General features: G+C 59.3%; 16 protein-coding genes. 8 read left to right on the plus strand and 8 right to left on the minus strand.

Going from position 1 to position 18,247, the window contains the following annotated elements:
* Positions 1-17 precede the first annotated feature (17 nt).
* Genes trpD through trpE form a run of 3 tightly spaced genes read right to left on the minus strand, consistent with a single transcriptional unit; the run spans position 18 to position 3,132 of the window.
* Complete coding sequence (trpD, locus tag M5M_RS15160; RefSeq protein WP_015048374.1) at positions 18-1,055, minus strand: anthranilate phosphoribosyltransferase; 1,038 nt, start codon at positions 1,053-1,055, stop codon at positions 18-20.
* A gap of 12 nt (positions 1,056-1,067) precedes the next feature.
* Positions 1,068-1,646: an anthranilate synthase component II gene (locus M5M_RS15165; protein WP_015048375.1), complete on the minus strand. Its 579-nt coding sequence runs from the start codon at positions 1,644-1,646 to the stop codon at positions 1,068-1,070.
* A gap of 16 nt (positions 1,647-1,662) precedes the next feature.
* Positions 1,663-3,132, minus strand: coding sequence for an anthranilate synthase component I (gene trpE / locus M5M_RS15170; RefSeq protein WP_037433904.1), 1,470 nt, complete (start codon positions 3,130-3,132; stop codon positions 1,663-1,665).
* Positions 3,133-3,440: 308 nt separating this feature from the next.
* Between trpE and M5M_RS15175 the strand changes: the two genes are divergently transcribed.
* Entirely contained in the window at positions 3,441-5,609 is a 2,169-nt protein-coding gene (locus tag M5M_RS15175) for a cation:dicarboxylate symporter family transporter (RefSeq protein ID WP_015048377.1), read from the plus strand.
* Between the two features lie 476 nt (positions 5,610-6,085).
* On the opposite strand, the gene M5M_RS15180 is transcribed toward M5M_RS15175, so the two are convergent.
* Together M5M_RS15180 and rpe are read right to left on the minus strand one after the other, a co-directional pair.
* Complete coding sequence (locus tag M5M_RS15180) at positions 6,086-6,760, minus strand: phosphoglycolate phosphatase (protein ID WP_015048378.1); 675 nt, start codon at positions 6,758-6,760, stop codon at positions 6,086-6,088.
* Positions 6,757-7,431, minus strand: a complete 675-nt coding sequence (rpe, locus tag M5M_RS15185; protein WP_015048379.1) for a ribulose-phosphate 3-epimerase — start codon at positions 7,429-7,431, stop codon at positions 6,757-6,759. Before rpe ends, M5M_RS15180 begins: the two co-directional genes overlap by 4 nt.
* Positions 7,432-7,530: 99 nt before the next feature.
* Between rpe and M5M_RS15190 the strand changes: the two genes are divergently transcribed.
* Positions 7,531-8,598, plus strand: coding sequence for a DUF3530 family protein (locus tag M5M_RS15190; protein WP_015048380.1), 1,068 nt, complete (start codon positions 7,531-7,533; stop codon positions 8,596-8,598).
* Positions 8,599-8,653: 55 nt separating this feature from the next.
* Here the strand turns inward: M5M_RS15190 and M5M_RS15195 are convergent, their stop codons facing one another.
* From M5M_RS15195 to M5M_RS15205, 3 genes are read right to left on the minus strand one after another with little or no spacing between them, the layout of a single operon-like run.
* On the minus strand, positions 8,654-9,391 hold the full coding sequence (locus M5M_RS15195) for a hypothetical protein (protein WP_015048381.1): 738 nt from the start codon (positions 9,389-9,391) through the stop codon (positions 8,654-8,656).
* A 38-nt stretch (positions 9,392-9,429) separates the two neighbouring features.
* Positions 9,430-10,125 carry an N-acetylmuramate alpha-1-phosphate uridylyltransferase MurU gene (gene murU, locus M5M_RS15200; RefSeq protein WP_015048382.1) on the minus strand — a complete coding sequence of 232 codons (696 nt, stop codon included), beginning with the start codon at positions 10,123-10,125 and terminating at the stop codon, positions 9,430-9,432.
* Positions 10,126-11,223 (minus strand): aminoglycoside phosphotransferase family protein, encoded by a 1,098-nt coding sequence (locus tag M5M_RS15205; protein WP_144062479.1) that lies wholly within the window; start codon positions 11,221-11,223, stop codon positions 10,126-10,128.
* An 81-nt stretch (positions 11,224-11,304) separates the two neighbouring features.
* Here M5M_RS15205 and M5M_RS15210 point away from each other — a divergent pair, with 81 nt between their 5' ends.
* From M5M_RS15210 to M5M_RS15235, 6 genes are read left to right on the plus strand one after another with little or no spacing between them, the layout of a single operon-like run.
* Positions 11,305-13,854, plus strand: a complete 2,550-nt coding sequence (locus tag M5M_RS15210) for an LPS-assembly protein LptD (RefSeq protein ID WP_015048384.1) — start codon at positions 11,305-11,307, stop codon at positions 13,852-13,854.
* Between the two features lie 10 nt (positions 13,855-13,864).
* The gene (locus M5M_RS15215) at positions 13,865-15,154 is read left to right on the plus strand and encodes a peptidylprolyl isomerase (protein ID WP_015048385.1); all 1,290 of its coding nucleotides are present in this window, start codon (positions 13,865-13,867) and stop codon (positions 15,152-15,154) included.
* A 24-nt stretch (positions 15,155-15,178) separates the two neighbouring features.
* Positions 15,179-16,159, plus strand: a complete 981-nt coding sequence (gene pdxA, locus M5M_RS15220; protein ID WP_015048386.1) for a 4-hydroxythreonine-4-phosphate dehydrogenase PdxA — start codon at positions 15,179-15,181, stop codon at positions 16,157-16,159.
* Positions 16,156-16,953, plus strand: a complete 798-nt coding sequence (gene rsmA, locus M5M_RS15225) for a 16S rRNA (adenine(1518)-N(6)/adenine(1519)-N(6))-dimethyltransferase RsmA (RefSeq protein WP_015048387.1) — start codon at positions 16,156-16,158, stop codon at positions 16,951-16,953. The genes pdxA and rsmA overlap by 4 nt, the downstream gene beginning before the upstream one ends.
* Entirely contained in the window at positions 16,950-17,327 is a 378-nt protein-coding gene (apaG, locus tag M5M_RS15230; protein ID WP_015048388.1) for a Co2+/Mg2+ efflux protein ApaG, read from the plus strand. Before rsmA ends, apaG begins: the two co-directional genes overlap by 4 nt.
* Positions 17,327-18,145 (plus strand): symmetrical bis(5'-nucleosyl)-tetraphosphatase, encoded by an 819-nt coding sequence (locus M5M_RS15235; protein ID WP_015048389.1) that lies wholly within the window; start codon positions 17,327-17,329, stop codon positions 18,143-18,145. The genes apaG and M5M_RS15235 overlap by 1 nt, the downstream gene beginning before the upstream one ends.
* Positions 18,146-18,247: the final 102 nt, after the last annotated feature.

Genomic DNA, 18,247 nt, shown 5'->3' on the forward strand with positions numbered 1-18,247 from the left:
TATCGGTTTTAACTGGCTTACACCGAAATCAGGCATTCGGTAAATGCCGCCAGTTCCTGAATTTTTTCCCGCGCCAGGCCGGAGCCTACTGCGTCCTGCGCCATGGCGACGCCCTCCGCCAGCGAGCTGGCAATGCCGGCCACGTAAATGGCGGCGCCGGCATTGAGCGCGATGAGGTCGGCGGCTTTTTCCGCCGCGTTGCTGTCGCGTTTGCCGAGCGCATTTTTAATCAATGTCAAAGATTCTTCCGCGGTGTTCACGCCCAGGCCGTCCAGGGGCTGACGGGCGATACCGAAATCTTCCGGCTTGATGGTATAGCGGGTGACGCTGCCGTTTTTCAGTTCCGCCACCGTGGTGTCGGCGGCGATGGAAATTTCGTCCAGCCCATCAGCGGCGTGTACCACCAGTACATGTTCACTGCCGAGCCGGCCCAGCACTTCTGCCATGACCTGACACAAGTCAGCATTGAATACACCGATGACCTGGCGTTTGACCATGGCCGGGTTGGTCATGGGGCCCAGCATATTGAAGATGGTGCGCATGCCCATGTCGCGGCGCGGGCCAATGGCGTGCTTCATGGCGCTGTGGTGCGCGGGCGCAAACATAAAACCCACGCCCAGGGATTCGATACACTTTTTCACCTGTTCCGGTTGGAGATTCAGGTGCACGCCGGCGGCTTCCAGCACATCGGCACTGCCGGTGGAGCTGGAGACGGAACGGTTGCCGTGCTTGGCCACGCGGCCGCCGGCAGCAGCCACCACAAAAGCAGCTGCCGTGGACACGTTGAACAGGTTGGCGCCGTCGCCGCCGGTGCCGCAGGTGTCGACTAAATGGGTCTGGTCGATCTCCACTTTGGCGGCCAGCTCGCGCATGACGCTGGCGGCGCCGGTGATTTCATCCACGCTTTCGCCCTTCATGCGCAGGCCCATGAGCAGGGCGCCGATTTGCGCGTCGGTGGCTTGGCCTGTCATCACTGCGCGCATTACCTCGGTCATCTCGTCCTGCGACAGTGAGTGCCCGGCGGCAATCTGGCTGAGTGCGGTTTTCAATTCCATGTGATGGCCCCGTCAGGATTTCAGGAAATTGTTGAACAGGTCGTGGCCCTGTTCCGACAAAATGGATTCCGGGTGAAACTGCACGCCTTCCACGTTCAGGGTTTTGTGGCGCACGCCCATGATTTCGTCGATCTGGCCGTCCTCGGTCTGGGTCCAGGCAGTAATTTCGAGGCAATCCGGCAGGCTGTCTTTTTCAATTACCAGCGAATGGTAGCGGGTGCAGATGAGCGGATTTTTCAGGCCTTTGAACACGCCGGTGTTGTTGTGATAGACGGGCGAGGTTTTGCCGTGCATCACCTGGCGCGCGCGCACAATCTTGCCGCCGAACACCTGGCCGATGGATTGATGGCCCAGGCAAACACCCAGTAGAGGTAGCTTGCCGGCGTAGGTGCGGATGGTGTCCATGGAAATGCCGGCTTCGTTGGGCGTGCAGGGGCCGGGCGATACCACGATGCGCTCGGGTGCGAGCGATTCGATATCGCTGACGGCGATTTCATCGTTGCGCACGACGTTTACGTCTGCACCCAATTCGCTCAGGTACTGCACCACGTTGTAGGTAAAGGAGTCGTAATTGTCGATCATTAACAGCATTTTTTTTCTCCTTCCCTTACAGAACCATATCGACCGCGCGGAACATGGCGCGGGCTTTGTTCATGGTTTCTTTCCATTCCAGTGCGGGCTGGGAGTCGGCCACCACGCCGGCACCGGCCTGAATGTACAGAGTGCCGTTTTTTATCACCGCGGTGCGGATGGCGATGGCGGTGTCCATGGCGCCATTCCAGTCCAGATAGCCCACGGCGCCACCGTAAATGCCGCGTTTTTCGCTTTCCAGCTCGTCGATAATTTCCATGGCGCGGATTTTCGGTGCGCCAGAAAGCGTGCCCGCCGGTAGCGCAGCGCGCAGTACGTCCATGGCGGTCAGACCCGGCTTCACTTTGCCGGTGACGTTGCTGGTGATGTGCATCACGTGGCTGTAGCGCTCCACCACCATTTTGTCGGTAAGTTGCACACTGCCGGTTTCGGCTACCCGGCCCACGTCGTTGCGGCCCAGGTCGATGAGCATCAGGTGCTCGGCAATTTCTTTGGGATCGTTCACCAGATCCTGTTCCAGCGCGCGATCTTCTTCTTCGGTGTGGCCGCGCCGGCGGGTGCCGGCAATGGGCCGGACGGTGACTTCGCCGTGCTCAAACCGGGCCAGGATTTCCGGGCTGGAGCCCACCACCTGATGGTCGCCGAGATCGAGAAAATACATGTAGGGCGACGGATTCAGCACCCGCAAGGCGCGGTACAGATTGAGCGGTTCGGCGCTGAACGGAATCGACAGGCGCTGCGAGACCACCACCTGCATGGTGTCGCCGGCCAGTACATAGTCTTTGATTTTGTCCACCGCCTGGTGAAAATTCTGCTCGCCGAAGCTGGAGGTAAAATCCGCCTCGCGTGCGGCCTGGCCCTGCAGGCGCATGGGCGGCGTGGCGGGCGCCGGCGCTTCAAGCTTGGCCTGCAGTTGGTCCAGTCTTTTTTCGGCGGTGGCGAAACCCTCGGGCTTGCCATCGGCGTGCACAATTAGAATCAGCTTGCCGGCCAGATTGTCGAAAACCAGCAGCTCATCGGACACCATCAATAAAATGTCCGGGGTGCCGATCACATCGGCGGGTTGGCTGGCCTTGAGTTTGGGTTCCACATAGCGCACGCAGTCGTAGCCGAAGTAACCCACCAGACCGCCGTTAAAGCGGGGCAGGCCCTCCAGCTCCGGGGCCTTGAAGCGGGCTTTGAATTCGTCCACAAACGCGAGCGGGTCGGCGCTTTCATGGCGCTCGGTAACCTGCCCGTCCAGTTCAACCTGGATCTGCTCGCCGGTCACCCGCAACAGTTGACGCGCCGGCAGACCGATAATGGAGTAACGGCCCCATTTCTCGCCGCCTTGCACCGACTCCAGCAGATAGGAGTAGGGGCCTTTGGCAAATTTCAGGTAGCTGGACAGGGGCGTGTCCATGTCGGCCAATAGCTCGCGGGTGAGCGGGATGCGGTTGTAGCCCTGTTGGCAAAGTGTGAGGTATGCGTCTTGTGTGAGAGGCATGGGCATCGGGTTCCTATCGTTGGGTCTTGTGCGCTCTGGGCGCGTGCGCAGAGGCTCGGTGCCGGCTTTACCGGTACGTAATACTGAATGTGCTTCAGTGACGCCATCGCAGGCTGTGGGCCTGGTGTGTGGAAGTTGCCAATACCATGTGCTGATCCAGATATCTGGGACTTGCTTGTAAGAACGGCCGCTAGTCTACTGAAAAACGCCACATTTGCCTACTGTTGGGCGTTTTGCCGGTGCGGCTGTACCGGCAGGCGGGCCTTTGGGCGATAATGCCGCAATATTTATTACCGGGGATCTTCTGCATGTTGCTGTCGAATCGGATACTGCTTGGATTGTTGTTCGGCCTGATTGCCGGTGTGGCATTGGGTGAACGCATGGAAGTGGTGGCCTGGGTGGGTGATGTTTTCCTTGGCCTGCTGCAGATGACGGTACTGCCCTACATCATTGTGTCACTGATCTCGGCCGTGGGTGTACTGAAAAAAGCCCAGGCCAAAACCCTGGCCCGTTACGCGGCGGTGGTGCTGGCCGTTCTGTGGGGCCTGACGTTGACCTTGATTGCGCTGGCGACCCTGGCGTTTCCCCAATGGCAATCGGCATCCTACTTCAGCCCCTCCATGCTTGAGCCCGCCCAGGGCTTTGACTTCATGTCCACGTTCCTGCCGATCAACATCTTCTATTCGCTGGGCGCTGGCGCGGTACCGGCGGTGGTGGTGTTCTCGGTGGTGCTGGGGGTGGGTGTACTGCGTTTAGCCGAGCGCGACCACCTGCTCAAGGTGGTCAATGAAATCCAGAATGCCATTGCCGAGATGGCCGGGCTGGTGATGCGCACCGCGCCGGTGGGGGTATTTGCCATCGCTGCCAGTGCGGCGGGCAGCCTCAACTATGAGGCGCTGAAAGGCTTGTATGTGTATCTGACGACGCTGACGGTTATCACCGCGTTGCTGACCTTCTGGGTATTCCCCATGCTGGTCAAGACCCTGACCAACGTGCGTTACAGCGAAGTGCTGAGCGTGAGCCGCGATGCCCTGATTACCGCGTTTGCCACCGGCAACCTGTTTATTGTGTTGCCGCTGATTGTGGAAAACACCCGTCAACTGTTCCTGCGCTCCTACGAAAAAACCTCCGACGCCGCCAACCTGGTGGAAGTAGTGGTGCCGGCGGCATTTTCTTTGCCGGTGGCTGGCAAGTTGTTTGCGCTGCTGTTTGTCTTGTTCGCCGGTTGGTTTACCGGCGAGCCGGTGCCCCTGGCGGATTACCCTGGGTTATTGATCAGTGGGTTGTTCAACCTGTTTGCGTCCAGTTTTTCCGCCGTCCCGGCGATTCTGCACAGCTACAAAATTCCGGCGGAAATTTTCGATTTGTTTCTGATCTCGGAGAATATTTTTTCCAATCGCTTGGGTGCCATGACCTCGGTCATGTTTATTGTCACCCTGGCTATTCTCATCGCCACCGGGGTGACAAAAAAGTGGCGTTGGCAGCCAAAGGCCATGCTGCGGTTTGCGTTGATCGTGTTGACGGTGGTTTTGGCCATGTCTTACTCGCTGCGGTTTTTGTACAAGGCCGTGGGTCACGATTACACCGCCTATAACGAATTCATTGAGCGGCCCTTGTTGTTACCCGCGGCGCGTTCCGTCAATCGATTGGAATTGCCAGCGCACCTGCCGGTGGAGCCGGCCGGTAATACCCTGGAGCGCATCGCCGCGCGCAAGCTGCTGCGGTTTGGTTATTACCGCGATTGGTTACCCTACGCATTCCACAACCAACAAGGTGAGTTGGTCGGACTGGATGTGGAGTTGGCGCACCAGTTGGCACGCGATCTGGGTGTGGCGGTGGAGTTCGTGCGGGTTTACCGAAAAGATGTGGCGCGGCTGTTGGATAGCGGCTATCTGGATATGGCGGCGGGTGTGGCACTGACGCCGGCGGCCATCAGCCAGTTCACGCTGGGCGAAAGCCATATCAGCGAAACCCTGGCGTTGTTGGTGCACAAAGACAAGCGCGCCGAGCTGCGCGATTGGTCGGCCATTGAGGGCAGTAAAAAATGGCACTTGGGCGTGCCCAATGCGTATTACCTGGCCAGTTCGCTGCGCGCCACGCTGCCGAACTGGCAGGTGGAAGAAATCGCCTCGCCGCGCGAATTTGTCAAAGGCAACCGGCCGGAACTGGATGCCATTGTGTTCGGCGCTGCCGGTGCTTCGGCCTGGACCTTGTTGTACCCGGAATACGGCGTGGTGGTGCCCCAACCGGCGCTGCCGCCCGTGCCCATGGCCATGCCACTGGCCAGCAACGATCTTGCCTTCGTGCTCTACACCCGGCAGTGGCTCAGCATCAAGCGCACCAATGGCACGCTGCAAAAGCTGACGGATTATTGGATACGCGGTTTGCCGCTGCACAAACAGGCGGAGCGGCGCTGGAATCTTTGGGACGATGTCATTAATGCGCCGGAGGAAGTAGATTCTGCTACCGGCCATTAAGATCATTTGAAGTACGGATATCTTTAACGGTTAAAGTCTGCGCTCATAGCAATATTGCATCCGCGAAAACAGTGGATGTGGTGACTTTTGTGCCCATGGGCCTGTAAGGCGACAGCTTCACCGCTTAGCAAAACGTCCTGTTTTGATGCGCTCTCACCCCATCCCTGGGGTTTGCGAAGCTGTCGCCTTACAGTCCTTTCCACCAATGTGCCTTTTGCCGCGAAATTCAAATGATAGATAAAACGATCGCTTACTATTGGAAAAAGGGTCAAAGAATCTAATCTGTCTGAATCAACTTCTGAACTTGGTTTGGCGGTTCGTCTGGGGCATTTGCAAGCCACAGGGATGTGGCGCTAGCGAATCGATACAGGGGATGTATCGTTGAGCGGCAAATGTCCCAGACGAACCGCCACCCAGCGTGCGGACTAACGCTTTTCTGTCGAAGCGAATACGGCTAAGAGGGTTGAATTATTCCCCTAGGGCAACAACTCAACCAACCCATCAACCAATAAATCCGGATTCAATCCCGCCACCGGGTTGCCATTGTCGTAACCAAACGTCACCGCCGCCACTTTCACGCCAGCGGCGCGGGCAGCGCCGATATCGGCGGAGGAGTCGCCAACCATCAGGCTGGCGTCAGCACCAATACCGGCGTCCCGCATGACCTCCAGCAGCATGTGCGGCGCGGGTTTTTTCTCGGGTACGCATTCGCCCCCCAGTACCCAATCAAAGCGTGCGTTGATGCCCAGATGTTCGAGCAATGGGCGGGCAAACTGGATCGGTTTATTGGTGGTGAGCGCCAGCCGGCAACCGGCGTTTTGCAGCGCGGCCAGTAATTCGGACGCGCCCGGGTAGAGCCGGGTCTGACGGGTGCAGCACAGGGTGTAGGCCGCGCGCCAAAGTGTCATGGCCGTGGTCTGGTTGTCGGCGTCGAGTCCGGCGTCTTTCAGCGCGCGTGCGACCAGGGTGGCGGCACCATTGCCTACCCAGCCGCGCACCTTGGCTTCGCCCGCCGCGCTCACACCCAGTGAGGTGAGCATGGTGTCGGTGGCAGTGGCAATATCCGGCACCGAGTCCACCAGGGTGCCGTCCAGGTCAAACATCACCAGTTGCGGCAGTTCGCCAGCAAACAAGCCGCGCAGTGCACTCACCCGCGCACACCTGCAAGCGCGTCGCGCATTTTGTTGATTGCACTGGCGTAGCTGTCGGCGCCGAAAATGGCTGATCCGGCTACAAAGGTATCGGCACCGGCGCGGGCGATGTCGGCGATATTGGCCGGGGTCACACCGCCGTCAATTTCGAGCCGGGTGTTCAGCCCTTTCTGATCGATCAGTGCACGGGCTTCACGCAATTTGTCGAGTGTATAGGGAATGAATTTCTGGCCGCCAAAGCCCGGGTTAACGCTCATCAGTAACAACATGTCGAGCTTGTGCAATACCGGCTCGATCAGGCTGACCGGCGTGGCCGGGTTCAGTACCAGACCGGGTTTGCAGCCCTTGTCGGCAATCAGTTGCAGTGAGCGGTCCACGTGTTTTGACGCTTCCGGGTGAAAGGTAATGTAGGTGGCGCCGGCATCGGCAAACTGCACGATCAGATCGTCTACCGGTTCAACCATCAGGTGCACGTCGATGGGGGCAGTGATGCCATATTTGCGCAGCGCCTTGCACACCATCGGGCCGAAGGTCAGGTTGGGCACATAGTGATTGTCCATCACGTCAAAATGCACCACGTCGGCGCCATCGGCCAAGACCTTGGTCACGTCCTCGCCCAGTCGGGCCAGGTCGGCAGAAAGAATGGAAGGGGCGATCAGGAAATCCTGCATGGTGTCGGTCCGGTCAGTGGGTTCAGGCCGCTATTTTACGCATTCGACGCGGCGCCGTAACCCGCTGCGACTACACTTTGGGGAGAACAGGGGGATCTAGTGATCAGATTGAGTGTTGTTTTGTGGCTCTTTGCGGCCTCGGTATCGGCGCAGGCGCCTGTGTCCGACCCGGCCACTGAAGCTGCGGCGGAAACTGAACCGGCCGTTGAACCTGCGGCGCCTGCACCTGAACCTGCGCCCTACCGTAATCGCGAGCATCGGGATATGAGCCTGCTGGCGCAGAGCCTGCCGGATGATCAGGTATTGTGGGTCAATGGTCAGGAAGGCGAGGTGTTGGCGCTCTATATTCCGGCCATTTCGGCAGAACCTGTGGGCGCGGTGTTGCTGGTGCAGGATCAGGATCTGCACAGCCAATGGCCGCAACGGCTGGATGGTTTGCGCCGCTACCTGCCCGAATTTGGGTGGTCCACGCTGCTGGTCAGCCTGCCCCTTCCCGACCCTCTGCCAATCCCCGCCCGTCCTGCCGAGCCGGTTGCGCCGGTAACTGGTGGCGATTCAACAGAAGCAGAATCCGGCGACGCGCAAGATGCCGGCGCGGACGAAGCGCGTCCGGAAACGGAAGAAGTGTTTGATGACAGCGCAGGCGACGTGGCCGATGTGGCGGATATGCAGCAGGAGCCGGCGGCGCCCGAGCCGCCCCCGGAACCGGTGATTCCCGCTGCGCGCCTGGCCGATGAGCGGTTGGCGCAAGCGGTGGACGCTCTGCACGACCGGGGCCAGTTCAATATTGTGTTGTTGGCCGAAGGTGCGGGCGCGGTGCGTGCGGCCCGGTTGGCCGAGGCAATGAAATACGATGGCTTCCGTGCTTTGGTGCTACTGGATGCGCGCAACCGGTTAGCTGGCGAGACTGGCGATGTGTTGGCAATGATGCGCGAGAGCAATGTGCCGGTGCTGGATGTCTGGGCCAACGCGCACCAGGCGGACCCGATTGAAAGCCAGGCCCGCAATCACAGCGCGCGCCGCGCCGGATTGGAAATCTATCAGCCGTTAACGCTGCCAGCCTACGAGCCGGGCCAGCAGCGCTTGTACAAACGCGTGCGTGGTTTTATGGAAAAACACGCACGCGGGGTGAAGGTGGATAATGCAGAGGTGGTGCGATCGCCATGAAACACCGATCCGCAGCTACCTCTGGTGTCCGGGGTTTATCGATTGGCAGCATGTGTTATTGGGTTACTGATGTACCCGCATCTATCTCACTTTGCCAATCCACATCGGGCAGTTCATCCAGTGCCATGACAGCTGGATTACCATCGATAATGCCGTAGTTTTTACGATTGGCCCAAATGACCTGGCCGCTGGTGGTCGCAACGAGGGCAATGTCGAGCGTTGCCCCTTCGCTTTTTTGCATCAGATTGATGGGCAGTCCCGTACCGGCTGAGAGTGCAGTCGTGAATATTTTTGAATCTGTGGATCGTTTGGTGCCTCTGTAATGCATCAACAATACAGCGTCGGCGCCAGTTTTGTGATAAATCTCTTGGGTCACTGGACCCAAACTGGCTTGAAAAGACCGCGTGTTTTTTCTCTGTTTGGTATCGGCAGAGTAGATGTCTCGCTTGACGTCGTTCCAGGCGGCTTTGCAGCGCGCCACCGATTGGGCGAAGAGGGGGTCGCGCGCCGCTTCTTGTTGTAAATCGAACTCAATAACGATGAGCCCTTCTTGCTCAAGGCGGTTCTTTGCCAGCTGATAGATCTGTTTTTGAATCCGTGTTTCAGCGTCGGACAGTGGTTTACTTTCACCACTTAATTCGTATCTGTTGATCTCCATGTCGGCGGGTAGAATTACAATGCTTGCGATGCTTTGGGCCAGGTGTGCCGCGTCGGCATGCTGGCGCACTGTGTTGTGGTTGGCGCAGGCGTTTAATAAGCCAAGAATAATCAGAAGCAGGCTGACTTTCCTCATTGTTTATTGTCCATGTGATGTCTTTGGCAGGGCGCGTTTTAATGGTTGGCGCCGGTGTGGAGTGTTTGACAGCGCGCCAGTCGCTCCGGCGTGCCCACGTCACTCCACATCCCGGGCCAGTGCTGTCCGGTTAGCCGCTGGTGTTGCATTGCCCAGAACAGCGCATCGCGCAGTGGGAAGCGCTCGCGCCGGTCTGGAAATCGCTCAACCAGCTGGGGTTTCAACAGGCTGATGCCGGAATAGGTCAGGCGAGGTTGATGGCTGCGATCGAGCAGCGTGTGCTGCAGATGAAAGTCGCCGGCCGGGTGATGTGCCGGGTTGTTCACCAGCCAGAGGTGTGCCAGCGCATCACTTTGCGTGAATGCCGTCAGGGCCTGTGTGAGTTGGGCGAATGGCAGGTCGGTGAATACATCGGCGGATATGGCCGCGAAGGCTTTGTCCTGAAACCACGGCAGGGCATGATGAATCGCGCCGCCGGTCTCGAATGGCTCCGGCCCTTCGTGGGAATAGTCAATGTGCAGGCCGTAACGGCTGCCGGTGCCGCAGTGCTGCTCAATGGTGTCGGCCAGATAGGCCAGATTGATCAGGACCCGGGTAAAGCCCGCTTCGGCCAGTTTTTCCAGGTGGTAATCGATCAGTGCCCTGCCGTTGACCTGTAACAGGGGCTTGGGCGTGTGGTCGGTGAGCGGGCGCATGCGTTCGCCTTTGCCCGCGGCGAAGATCAGCGCCTGCATTCAGTTGCCTGCGGAGCGGTAATCGCGGTACCAGTCCTGTTGTTTGGCCAGCGGCACCAACGTGGTTTTGATCCAGTCGGCGAACGGCAGAAGCTCGGAGTAGCTGCTGGCAATTTCCAGGGTGTAGCGCAGCACCAGCGGTAAGTCCTGCAGGTAACCGTCTTTGCCATCGCGCAGGTGCAGGCGCGAAAAAATACCCAGCACCTTGATGTGACGTTGCAGACCCATCCAGTCGAACCAGCGCAAGAAAGTCTCGCGCGTGACCGGCCGCATCAGGCCCACTTCGACCGCCATGTTGCCATAGGCGAGCGCCCAGCGTTCCACACGTTCCTGCGGCCAGCGGATGTAGCAATCGCGCAGCAAAGACACCAGGTCGTAAGTCAGCGGCCCCACGACGCCATCCTGGAAGTCGACAATGCCGGGTGCGAGTCCGTCGCGGATCATCAGGTTGCGGGAGTGGAAATCACGGTGCACCAATACCTTGGGCTGTTCGGCCGCGAGGGCTTCCAGCTGCGCGAAGGTGTGCTCAATCAGCGCGATTTCAGGCTCGGTCAGGGTATGGCCCAGCAACTGGGGTACGAACCAATCGCTGAACAGGTCCATTTCCTGGCGTAATAACGGCTGATCGTAATGTGGCAGGTCGAGCGTTTTGGTGTTGATCTGCTGGATGCGCAGCAAGTCAGTAAGCACCTCGCCGTAGAGGGCATCGACGCTGTCGGTGTTGAGCAGCCCCAGCAGTTGCTGATCGCCCAGATCTTCCTGCAGTAAAAAGCCCCGGTCATAGTCGGTGGCCAGCACCGAGGGGGCGTGGACACCGTGTTCGCGCAACAGGCTGGCGAGACTGACAAAGACCTCGTTTTTCTCCGTGGTGGGCGGCGCGTCCACGGCGATCAGCGAGGGCTCGGTATTGAGGCGGTAATAATTGCGAAAGCCGGCATCACCGGCCAGCGGCGTCAGCGTCAGCGGACCACAGCAGGAGATATTCAGGCTGGGTAACTGCTCATTGACCCAGTGGTGTAAGGCGGCGTTAGCTTGCAAGTTGGTGGTTCCGGCGCAAAAGGCCACATGATCCCGAAACCGGCCCTTCACTGCAAGCATCAACGCATTACCCTTTGTGCGCCACACCATGTAAAATCCCCGCCTTTGTTCCGGCCGTGCGCTGAAAACTTCGGACCCGAGATGTTCAAACCGTACAATAAGAAACCCCTGGTTCTGGCCCTGGCGCTGGCATCGTCCGGCCCTCTGTGGGCGCAGGAGCCCTATGTCACGGGGCCTGATGGCGATATGTTCAGCAGCGAGCAGCGCCACCGCAAAGGCCTGGATAAGCTCGATTGGGTTCCGCGCAGCGAGATGACCGAAGCACAGCAGTCCCGTTGTAAGCTTGGCTGTGACGGCGCCTATGTAGAGCCGGACGTTGCGCATCCAGACGCTTCCCTGCGCCCCGATCGCGCGCCGGTGCGCGCCAGCGCTGACGAAAGCCGATGGATTCAGGATGACCATGCGCTGCTGACCGGAAACGTGGAGATTATCCAGGGCTGGCGCACCCTGAGTGCCGATCAGGCGCGGGTCAAACAAGCCGACCGCCAGGCTGAGATCAGCGGTCACGTGGTATTGCGAGAACCCGGCCTTCTGGTGATTTCCGACCGGTTACTCGTGGATGAATCCGCGGGCACGGCCAGTATGGAGTCGGCCCGCTTTGTGATGCACGGCGCGCACTTGCGCGGCGAAGCCGGGCGTTTGTCCCACGATCAGGGTGGGGCGGGTGAGCGCGACCTGTTTACCCTTGAGGACAGCCGGCTGACCATGTGTGAGCCGGGCAACGAGACCTGGGCTATTGTCGGTGAAAGCATCGAGATTGACGGTCAGGCCGGGCAGGGCGTGGCCCGGCACATGAAGCTGGAAATCAATGAGGTACCGGTGTTTTACGCCCCCTATTTCCGCTTCCCTGCCAGTGATCAGCGCATGACCGGCCTGTTGTTTCCGGCCGTTGGCTATGGTTCGCGCAATGGCCTGGATTACGAGCAGCCCATCTATTTCAACCTGGCCCCCAATTACGATTTGACCCTCATCCCCCGCTACCTCCAGCACCGGGGTGTGAGCGTGGGTGCCGAGGCGCGGCACCTGAACCGGTATTTCGAGACCACGCTCGCGGGTGCCTATCTTGGCAACGACAAGGGCGGCGAGAACAAATCCCTGCAGGAGCAGGCGGATGCGGGTGAAATCAGCCAGGATGAGGTGCAGCCCTACAAGGGCGAGAACCGCTGGATGGTTGCCCTGGATCAACGCGGGGGTGCCGGCCAGCCCTGGTACACCACCATTGATTACAACGAAGTCAGTGATGTTGACTACCTGCGCGATCTCGACAGCAATTCCCTCGACAGCGCCACCCAGTCGCACCTGAGCCAGATGGTGGGCGCCGGCTACCGGTTTGAACACTGGCAATTCGGCGTGAAGGCACAGGCTTATCAGTCCGTGGTGGCCGATCGCGACGAGCCCTACCGGATGCTGCCCGAGGTGCGTTTTGACGGGCGCTATCGCTTTGCCGACTATGGCTCACTGCAGCTGAACCACCAGTACACCCAGTTTGGTCATCGCTACGCTTACTGGGACCAGGAGGATGACGCACCGGACGATGCCAGGATTCTGGGCAGTCGCCTGCGAACAGACTACCGCCTGGGTTGGGATCAGCGCTGGACCTGGGGCTTTCTGAGGCCAGCATTGTTGCTCAAGCACCTGCAGTATGACCTGGACCCCGACACGCTGAATGCCGATGCCAATGCGACCCCCAGTATTACCGGTGCCCAGGCCAGCCTGGATGGCGGTTTACTGTTTGAGCGCGAGGGGGACATCTTTGCCCATGACTATGTGCAAACCTTCGAGCCGCGATTGTTTTATTTCAACAGCCCCGAGCAGGATCACAGCGATCTGTACGATGCGTCGGTAACCAACCGCGACGTGCTGTTTGACACCGCCGATTTGCGTTTCAGCTACGAATCCCTGTTCCGTGAAAGCCGCTTCAGTGGTGGTGACCGGATCGATGACGCCGACCAGTTGTCTGTTGGTCTGACCACGCGCTTCTTACAGGCGGGCAACGGCGTGGAACGCCTGCGCGCCAGTATCGGGCAGATTTTTTACTTTTCCGACCGGCTGGTGTCACTCACCGGCACCCCGGACGAAACCCCGCGCTCCGAAATCGCCGGTCAGTTGGCCGCCCAGATTGGCGACAACTGGACGTACAACCTGGACCTGGCCTATGCCGAAGACGGGCAGCAATGGACCCGGGGCTCCACCAGCTTGCGCCATGTGGGCGACAGCGGCACGGTAGTGAATATGGCTTACCGCTACGAGCGCAAAGGCATGGCCACTGACCCGGAAACCGGGGAACTTTATGACCTGACCATCAGTCAAACAGACCTGGGGGTGGTACACCCGCTCAATGACAAGTGGAACCTGTTTGCACGCAGTTTTTATGACCTGACCCTGAAGCGCGAGCTGGAGACCTTTGCCGGCGTGGAATACAACAGCTGTTGTTACCGCATGCGCTTTCTGGCGCGGCAGTGGACTGACAGTCGCGACCTGCGCGTGGTTGGCCCCTCAAACCTTGAGCTGGATCGTGGTATCTTCTTCGAGTTTCAGCTGAAGGGACTGGGCACACTGGGTCGCAACCTGGACCGGACGCTCAGAGAGGGGATAACCGGTTTTGATCGTCGCCCGCAATACGAACCTTAACGGACATTCAATGAAGTACATAACAACAAAAATCCTGGGCTTTTTCGCTGTGCTGTTGGTGGCTATGCCCGCTGTGCACGCTGAAGTGAAAACGCTTGATCGAGTGGTCGCCATTGTCGATGAAGGCGTGGTGATGGAGAGCGAACTCAATGCCAAGCTGCGCGCGATCGTGGGCAAGCTTCGCGCAAACAACACCGAGCTGCCGCCCGAAGATGTGTTGCGTGCGCAGGTGCTGGATCATCTGGTGAGTGAGCAGATCCAGCTGCAAATGGCCAGACGCGCCGGCGCGGATATCCCGGCTCAGGAGCTGGACGCCATGGTTGCGCGTATCCGCAGCTCCAATAACCTGAGCGAGGAGCAATTTGCCCAGCAGTTGGCTTTGGAGGGGCTGAGCCTTTCAGCGCTGCGCGAGGATATCCGGCGCGAGATGCTGGTGCGACAAGTGCAGCAGGGCAGTGTGAACCGCCGTATTCAGGTGACCGAAAGCGAAATTGAAAATTTCCTGAACTCTACCGAAGGCAAGTTCTGGACTTCGCCCGACTATCTGTTGGGGCATATCCTGATCGCGGTGCCCTCGGGCAGCAGTGAAAAAGACATTGCGGAACTTGAGGCCAAGGCGGTTGCGATCCGTGCAGAAGCACTGGGCGGCGCAGATTTCCGTCGACTGGCGGTGGCCAACTCCGCCGGTCAGAATGCCCTTGATGGCGGTGACCTGGGCTGGCGTAAAGTGGCCCAGCTGCCGGGTTTGTTCGCCGACAAGGTATCCGGACTCAAACCCGGCGATGTCACAGAACCTTTCCGCAGCGGTGCCGGTTTTCACCTGATTAAGCTGTACGAGCAGCGCGGCGGTGGCGAGGTTCTGGTCAAACAAACCCACGCCCGCCACATTCTGGTGAAAACCAATGAGGTGGTGAACGACACCGATGCCTTTGACAAACTCAACGCATTGCGGGAGAAAATCCTCGCCGGTGCGGACTTCGCGGAATTGGCCAAAGAGCACTCTGAAGATCTGGGTTCGGCACTGCAGGGTGGCGATCTGGGCTGGGCCAGCCCGGGTCAGTTTGTGCCTGCCTTTGAAGAAACCATGAACAAACTCGATATCAATGAGATCAGCATGCCGTTCCGCAGTCAGTTCGGTTGGCACCTGATGCAGGTGCTGGAGCGTCGCGACCAGGATATGAGCGATGCCATGATCAAGAACCAGGCCGCGAACTTATTGCGCAGCCGCCGCTTTGAAGAAGAGCTGCAGGTGTGGTTACAGGAAATCCGCGATGAGGCCTACGTCGAGCTTAAACTTTGATATGCGTCTGGTTGCAGCACTGATATGCGCTTGATTGTCACGCCCGGTGAGCCGGCGGGCATCGGACCAGATGTGCTGATACAAGCTGCCCAGACTGCCCGCCAGGCGGAATGGGTGGTGGTGGCCAGTGGCGACCTGCTGCGCGCGCGCGCAGCCAGCCTCAAACTCCCTCTCTCGCTATACCCTTTCGATCCGGCGTCGACCCGGCGCTCACAAGCGCCCGGTGAGCTGGCATTGATTGATGTCGCCACCGCAGTGCCCGTGCAGGCGGGCCGGTTGGATGCTGCCAATGCGCACTATGTTTTGCGCTGTCTGGATCTGGCGATCGACGCCTGTGAGCAAGGTCAGGTTCAGGCACTGGTGACCGGTGCGGTGCAAAAAAGCGTGATCAATGATGCCGGCATCGCCTTTACCGGCCACACCGAATACCTGGCCGATCGCGCCGGCCGGCCGGTGGTGATGATGCTGGCCACCGAAGGGCTCAGGGTGGCGCTGGCGACCACCCATTTACCCCTTCGCGCGGTGCCGGATGCGCTGACACAACCGTTGCTGGAGCAGGTATTGCGCATCCTGGACTCAGACCTGCGCGGACAGTTCGGTCTGGACCAACCGCGTATTCTGGTGTGTGGCCTGAATCCCCACGCGGGTGAAGGCGGGCACATGGGCCGGGAAGAAATTGAGGTCATGGAGCCGGTGCTGGCACGGCTGCGCGCCGAGGGTATGCTGCTTGAAGGCCCGCTGCCGGCGGATACCCTGTTCCAGCCCAAGTATCTGGCACGTGCCGACGCGGTCCTGGCCATGTACCATGACCAGGGCTTGCCGGTGCTCAAATACAAGGGCTTTGGCGGTGCGGTGAATATCACCCTGGGTCTGCCCTATATCCGTACCTCGGTAGACCATGGCACGGCGCTGGATCTGGCGGGTACCGGCCAGGCCAACCCCGGCAGTTTATTAACCGCAATTGACTACGCCACCCGGATGGCAACCAGCAGGAACCGCACGTGAGTGATTTTTACCACAAGGCGCGCAAGCGTTTTGGCCAGAATTTCCTGATTGATCAGGGCATCATCCGGCGCATCGCGCGCGCGGTGAATCCGGGTGCCAGCGAACAGCTGGTTGAAATCGGGCCTGGCAAGGGGGCTATTACCGAGCTGATGATCGATGGTTGCCCGCACCTGAAAGTGGTGGAGCTGGATCGCGACCTGATTCCCTGGCTGAAAGTGAAGTTTGAGCGATACCCCGATTTTGAGGTGATCTCTGCCGACGCGCTGACGGTGGATTTTGGCGCCTTGGCCGGCGGCAAACCGTTGCGCATTGTGGGTAATCTGCCCTACAACATTTCCACGCCGCTGATTTTTCATCTGCTGACCTTTGCCGACCAGGTGCGCGACATGCACTTCATGTTGCAGAAGGAAGTGGTGTTGCGCCTGGGCGCAGAGCCCGGCACCAAAGCCTATGGGCGTCTGAGTGTGATGGTGCAGTATTGGTGTGATGTGGAGTATTTGTTCACCGTGCCGCCCGAGTGCTTTGATCCGGCGCCGAAAGTGGACTCCGCCATTGTGCGGTTGGTCCCGCGTGCGCCGGCAGTACACGCTGAGGATCTGGCACTGTTGCAAAAACTCGTGACCACGGCTTTTTCCCTGCGCCGTAAAACGTTGCGTAACAGTCTAAAGCAAATGCTGGATGCCGATCAGTTGGCGCAGGTCGAAATTGACACCAGTCGCCGGCCTGAAACCATCGGGGTGTGGGAATTTGTGGCGCTGGCTAATCAACTCAAAGCCATGGGGGTGCAAGGGTGAGTGCCGGGGATGACATCCTGATTGAGGTCAAGAGTCTGTATATTCCCGGGCAATCCGATCCCAAGGCCAAGCGCTATGTGTTTGCCTATACCATTTCGATTACCAACCGGGGCAAAGAGCCTGCCAAGCTGCTGTCGCGTTACTGGCAGATCACCGATGGCCGCAACAAGGTAGAAGAGGTGCGCGGCGAGGGTGTTATCGGGGAACAACCCCGCTTATTGCCCGGTGGCAATTTTACCTATTCCAGTGGTGCGGTGATCAAAACCCCGTTCGGCACCATGGAGGGGGCCTATCAGTTCCGCACGGATGATGGCCGCTTGTTTGATGTGCCTATTCCTTTGTTTGCGCTCACCATGCCGGGTGCCCTGCACTGATGGCAACCTATGCCATCGGCGATGTGCAAGGCTGTTATGGTGCCCTGCAGCGATTGCTGGAGCGGATCGGTTTTGACCCGACCGCCGACACACTCTGGTTTGCCGGCGACCTGATTAACCGTGGGCCGGACTCTCTGGCGACGGTTCGGTTTATCCGTTCCCTGGGGGATCGCGCGGTCGCGGTACTGGGCAACCATGACCTGCACTTTCTGGCCGTGGCCGAAGGTGTCCGCCCGCCATCGCGCTCCGATACTCTGGACACATTACTGGCCGCGCCCGACCTGCCCGACATTACCGCCTGGCTACGCCAGCTGCCTCTGATGCATCGCGATAAGGCGCTGGGCTATAGCATGGTTCACGCGGGTATTCCGCCCATGTGGGGCCTTAAAAAAGCCCGGCGCCGTGCGCGCGAAGTGGAGGATTGTCTGCAGAGTGGCGATTACCGGCGTTTCCTGAAAGCCATGTACGGCAACCACCCCCCGGGTTGGCGCAAGGGTTTGCGCGGAATGAAGCGTTTGCGAGTCATCACTAACTATTTTACCCGCATGCGGTTTTGCAGCCCGGATGGCACCTTGGATCTGACCAATAAATCGGGCCCGATGGCGGTGACAGAAGGTTATGCGCCCTGGTTTGCACTGGAAAATCGTAAAACCCGTGGCAAGTCCATTGTCTTCGGTCACTGGGCCGCGCTTGAGGGCAACACCGCCGAGCCCGGTATTTTCGCGCTGGATACCGGGTGTGTCTGGGGTGGTTGTCTGACCGCGCTCCGGTTGGAGGATCAGGTGCGGTTCAGTGTGGAATGTGGGGGCTCGATCTGATTTCGCGCAATCGGAGCGCCCCACCATCGGCGCGCTGGCCCGAGCCCTGCTTGCGCTTTGCCGCTCAACAATACGTCAGTGTATTGATTCGCTCGCAGGCCA

Origin of the sequence: Simiduia agarivorans SA1 = DSM 21679 (genome assembly GCF_000305785.2) — a bacterium.
GTDB classification, from domain to species: Bacteria; Pseudomonadota; Gammaproteobacteria; order Pseudomonadales; family Cellvibrionaceae; genus Simiduia; species Simiduia agarivorans.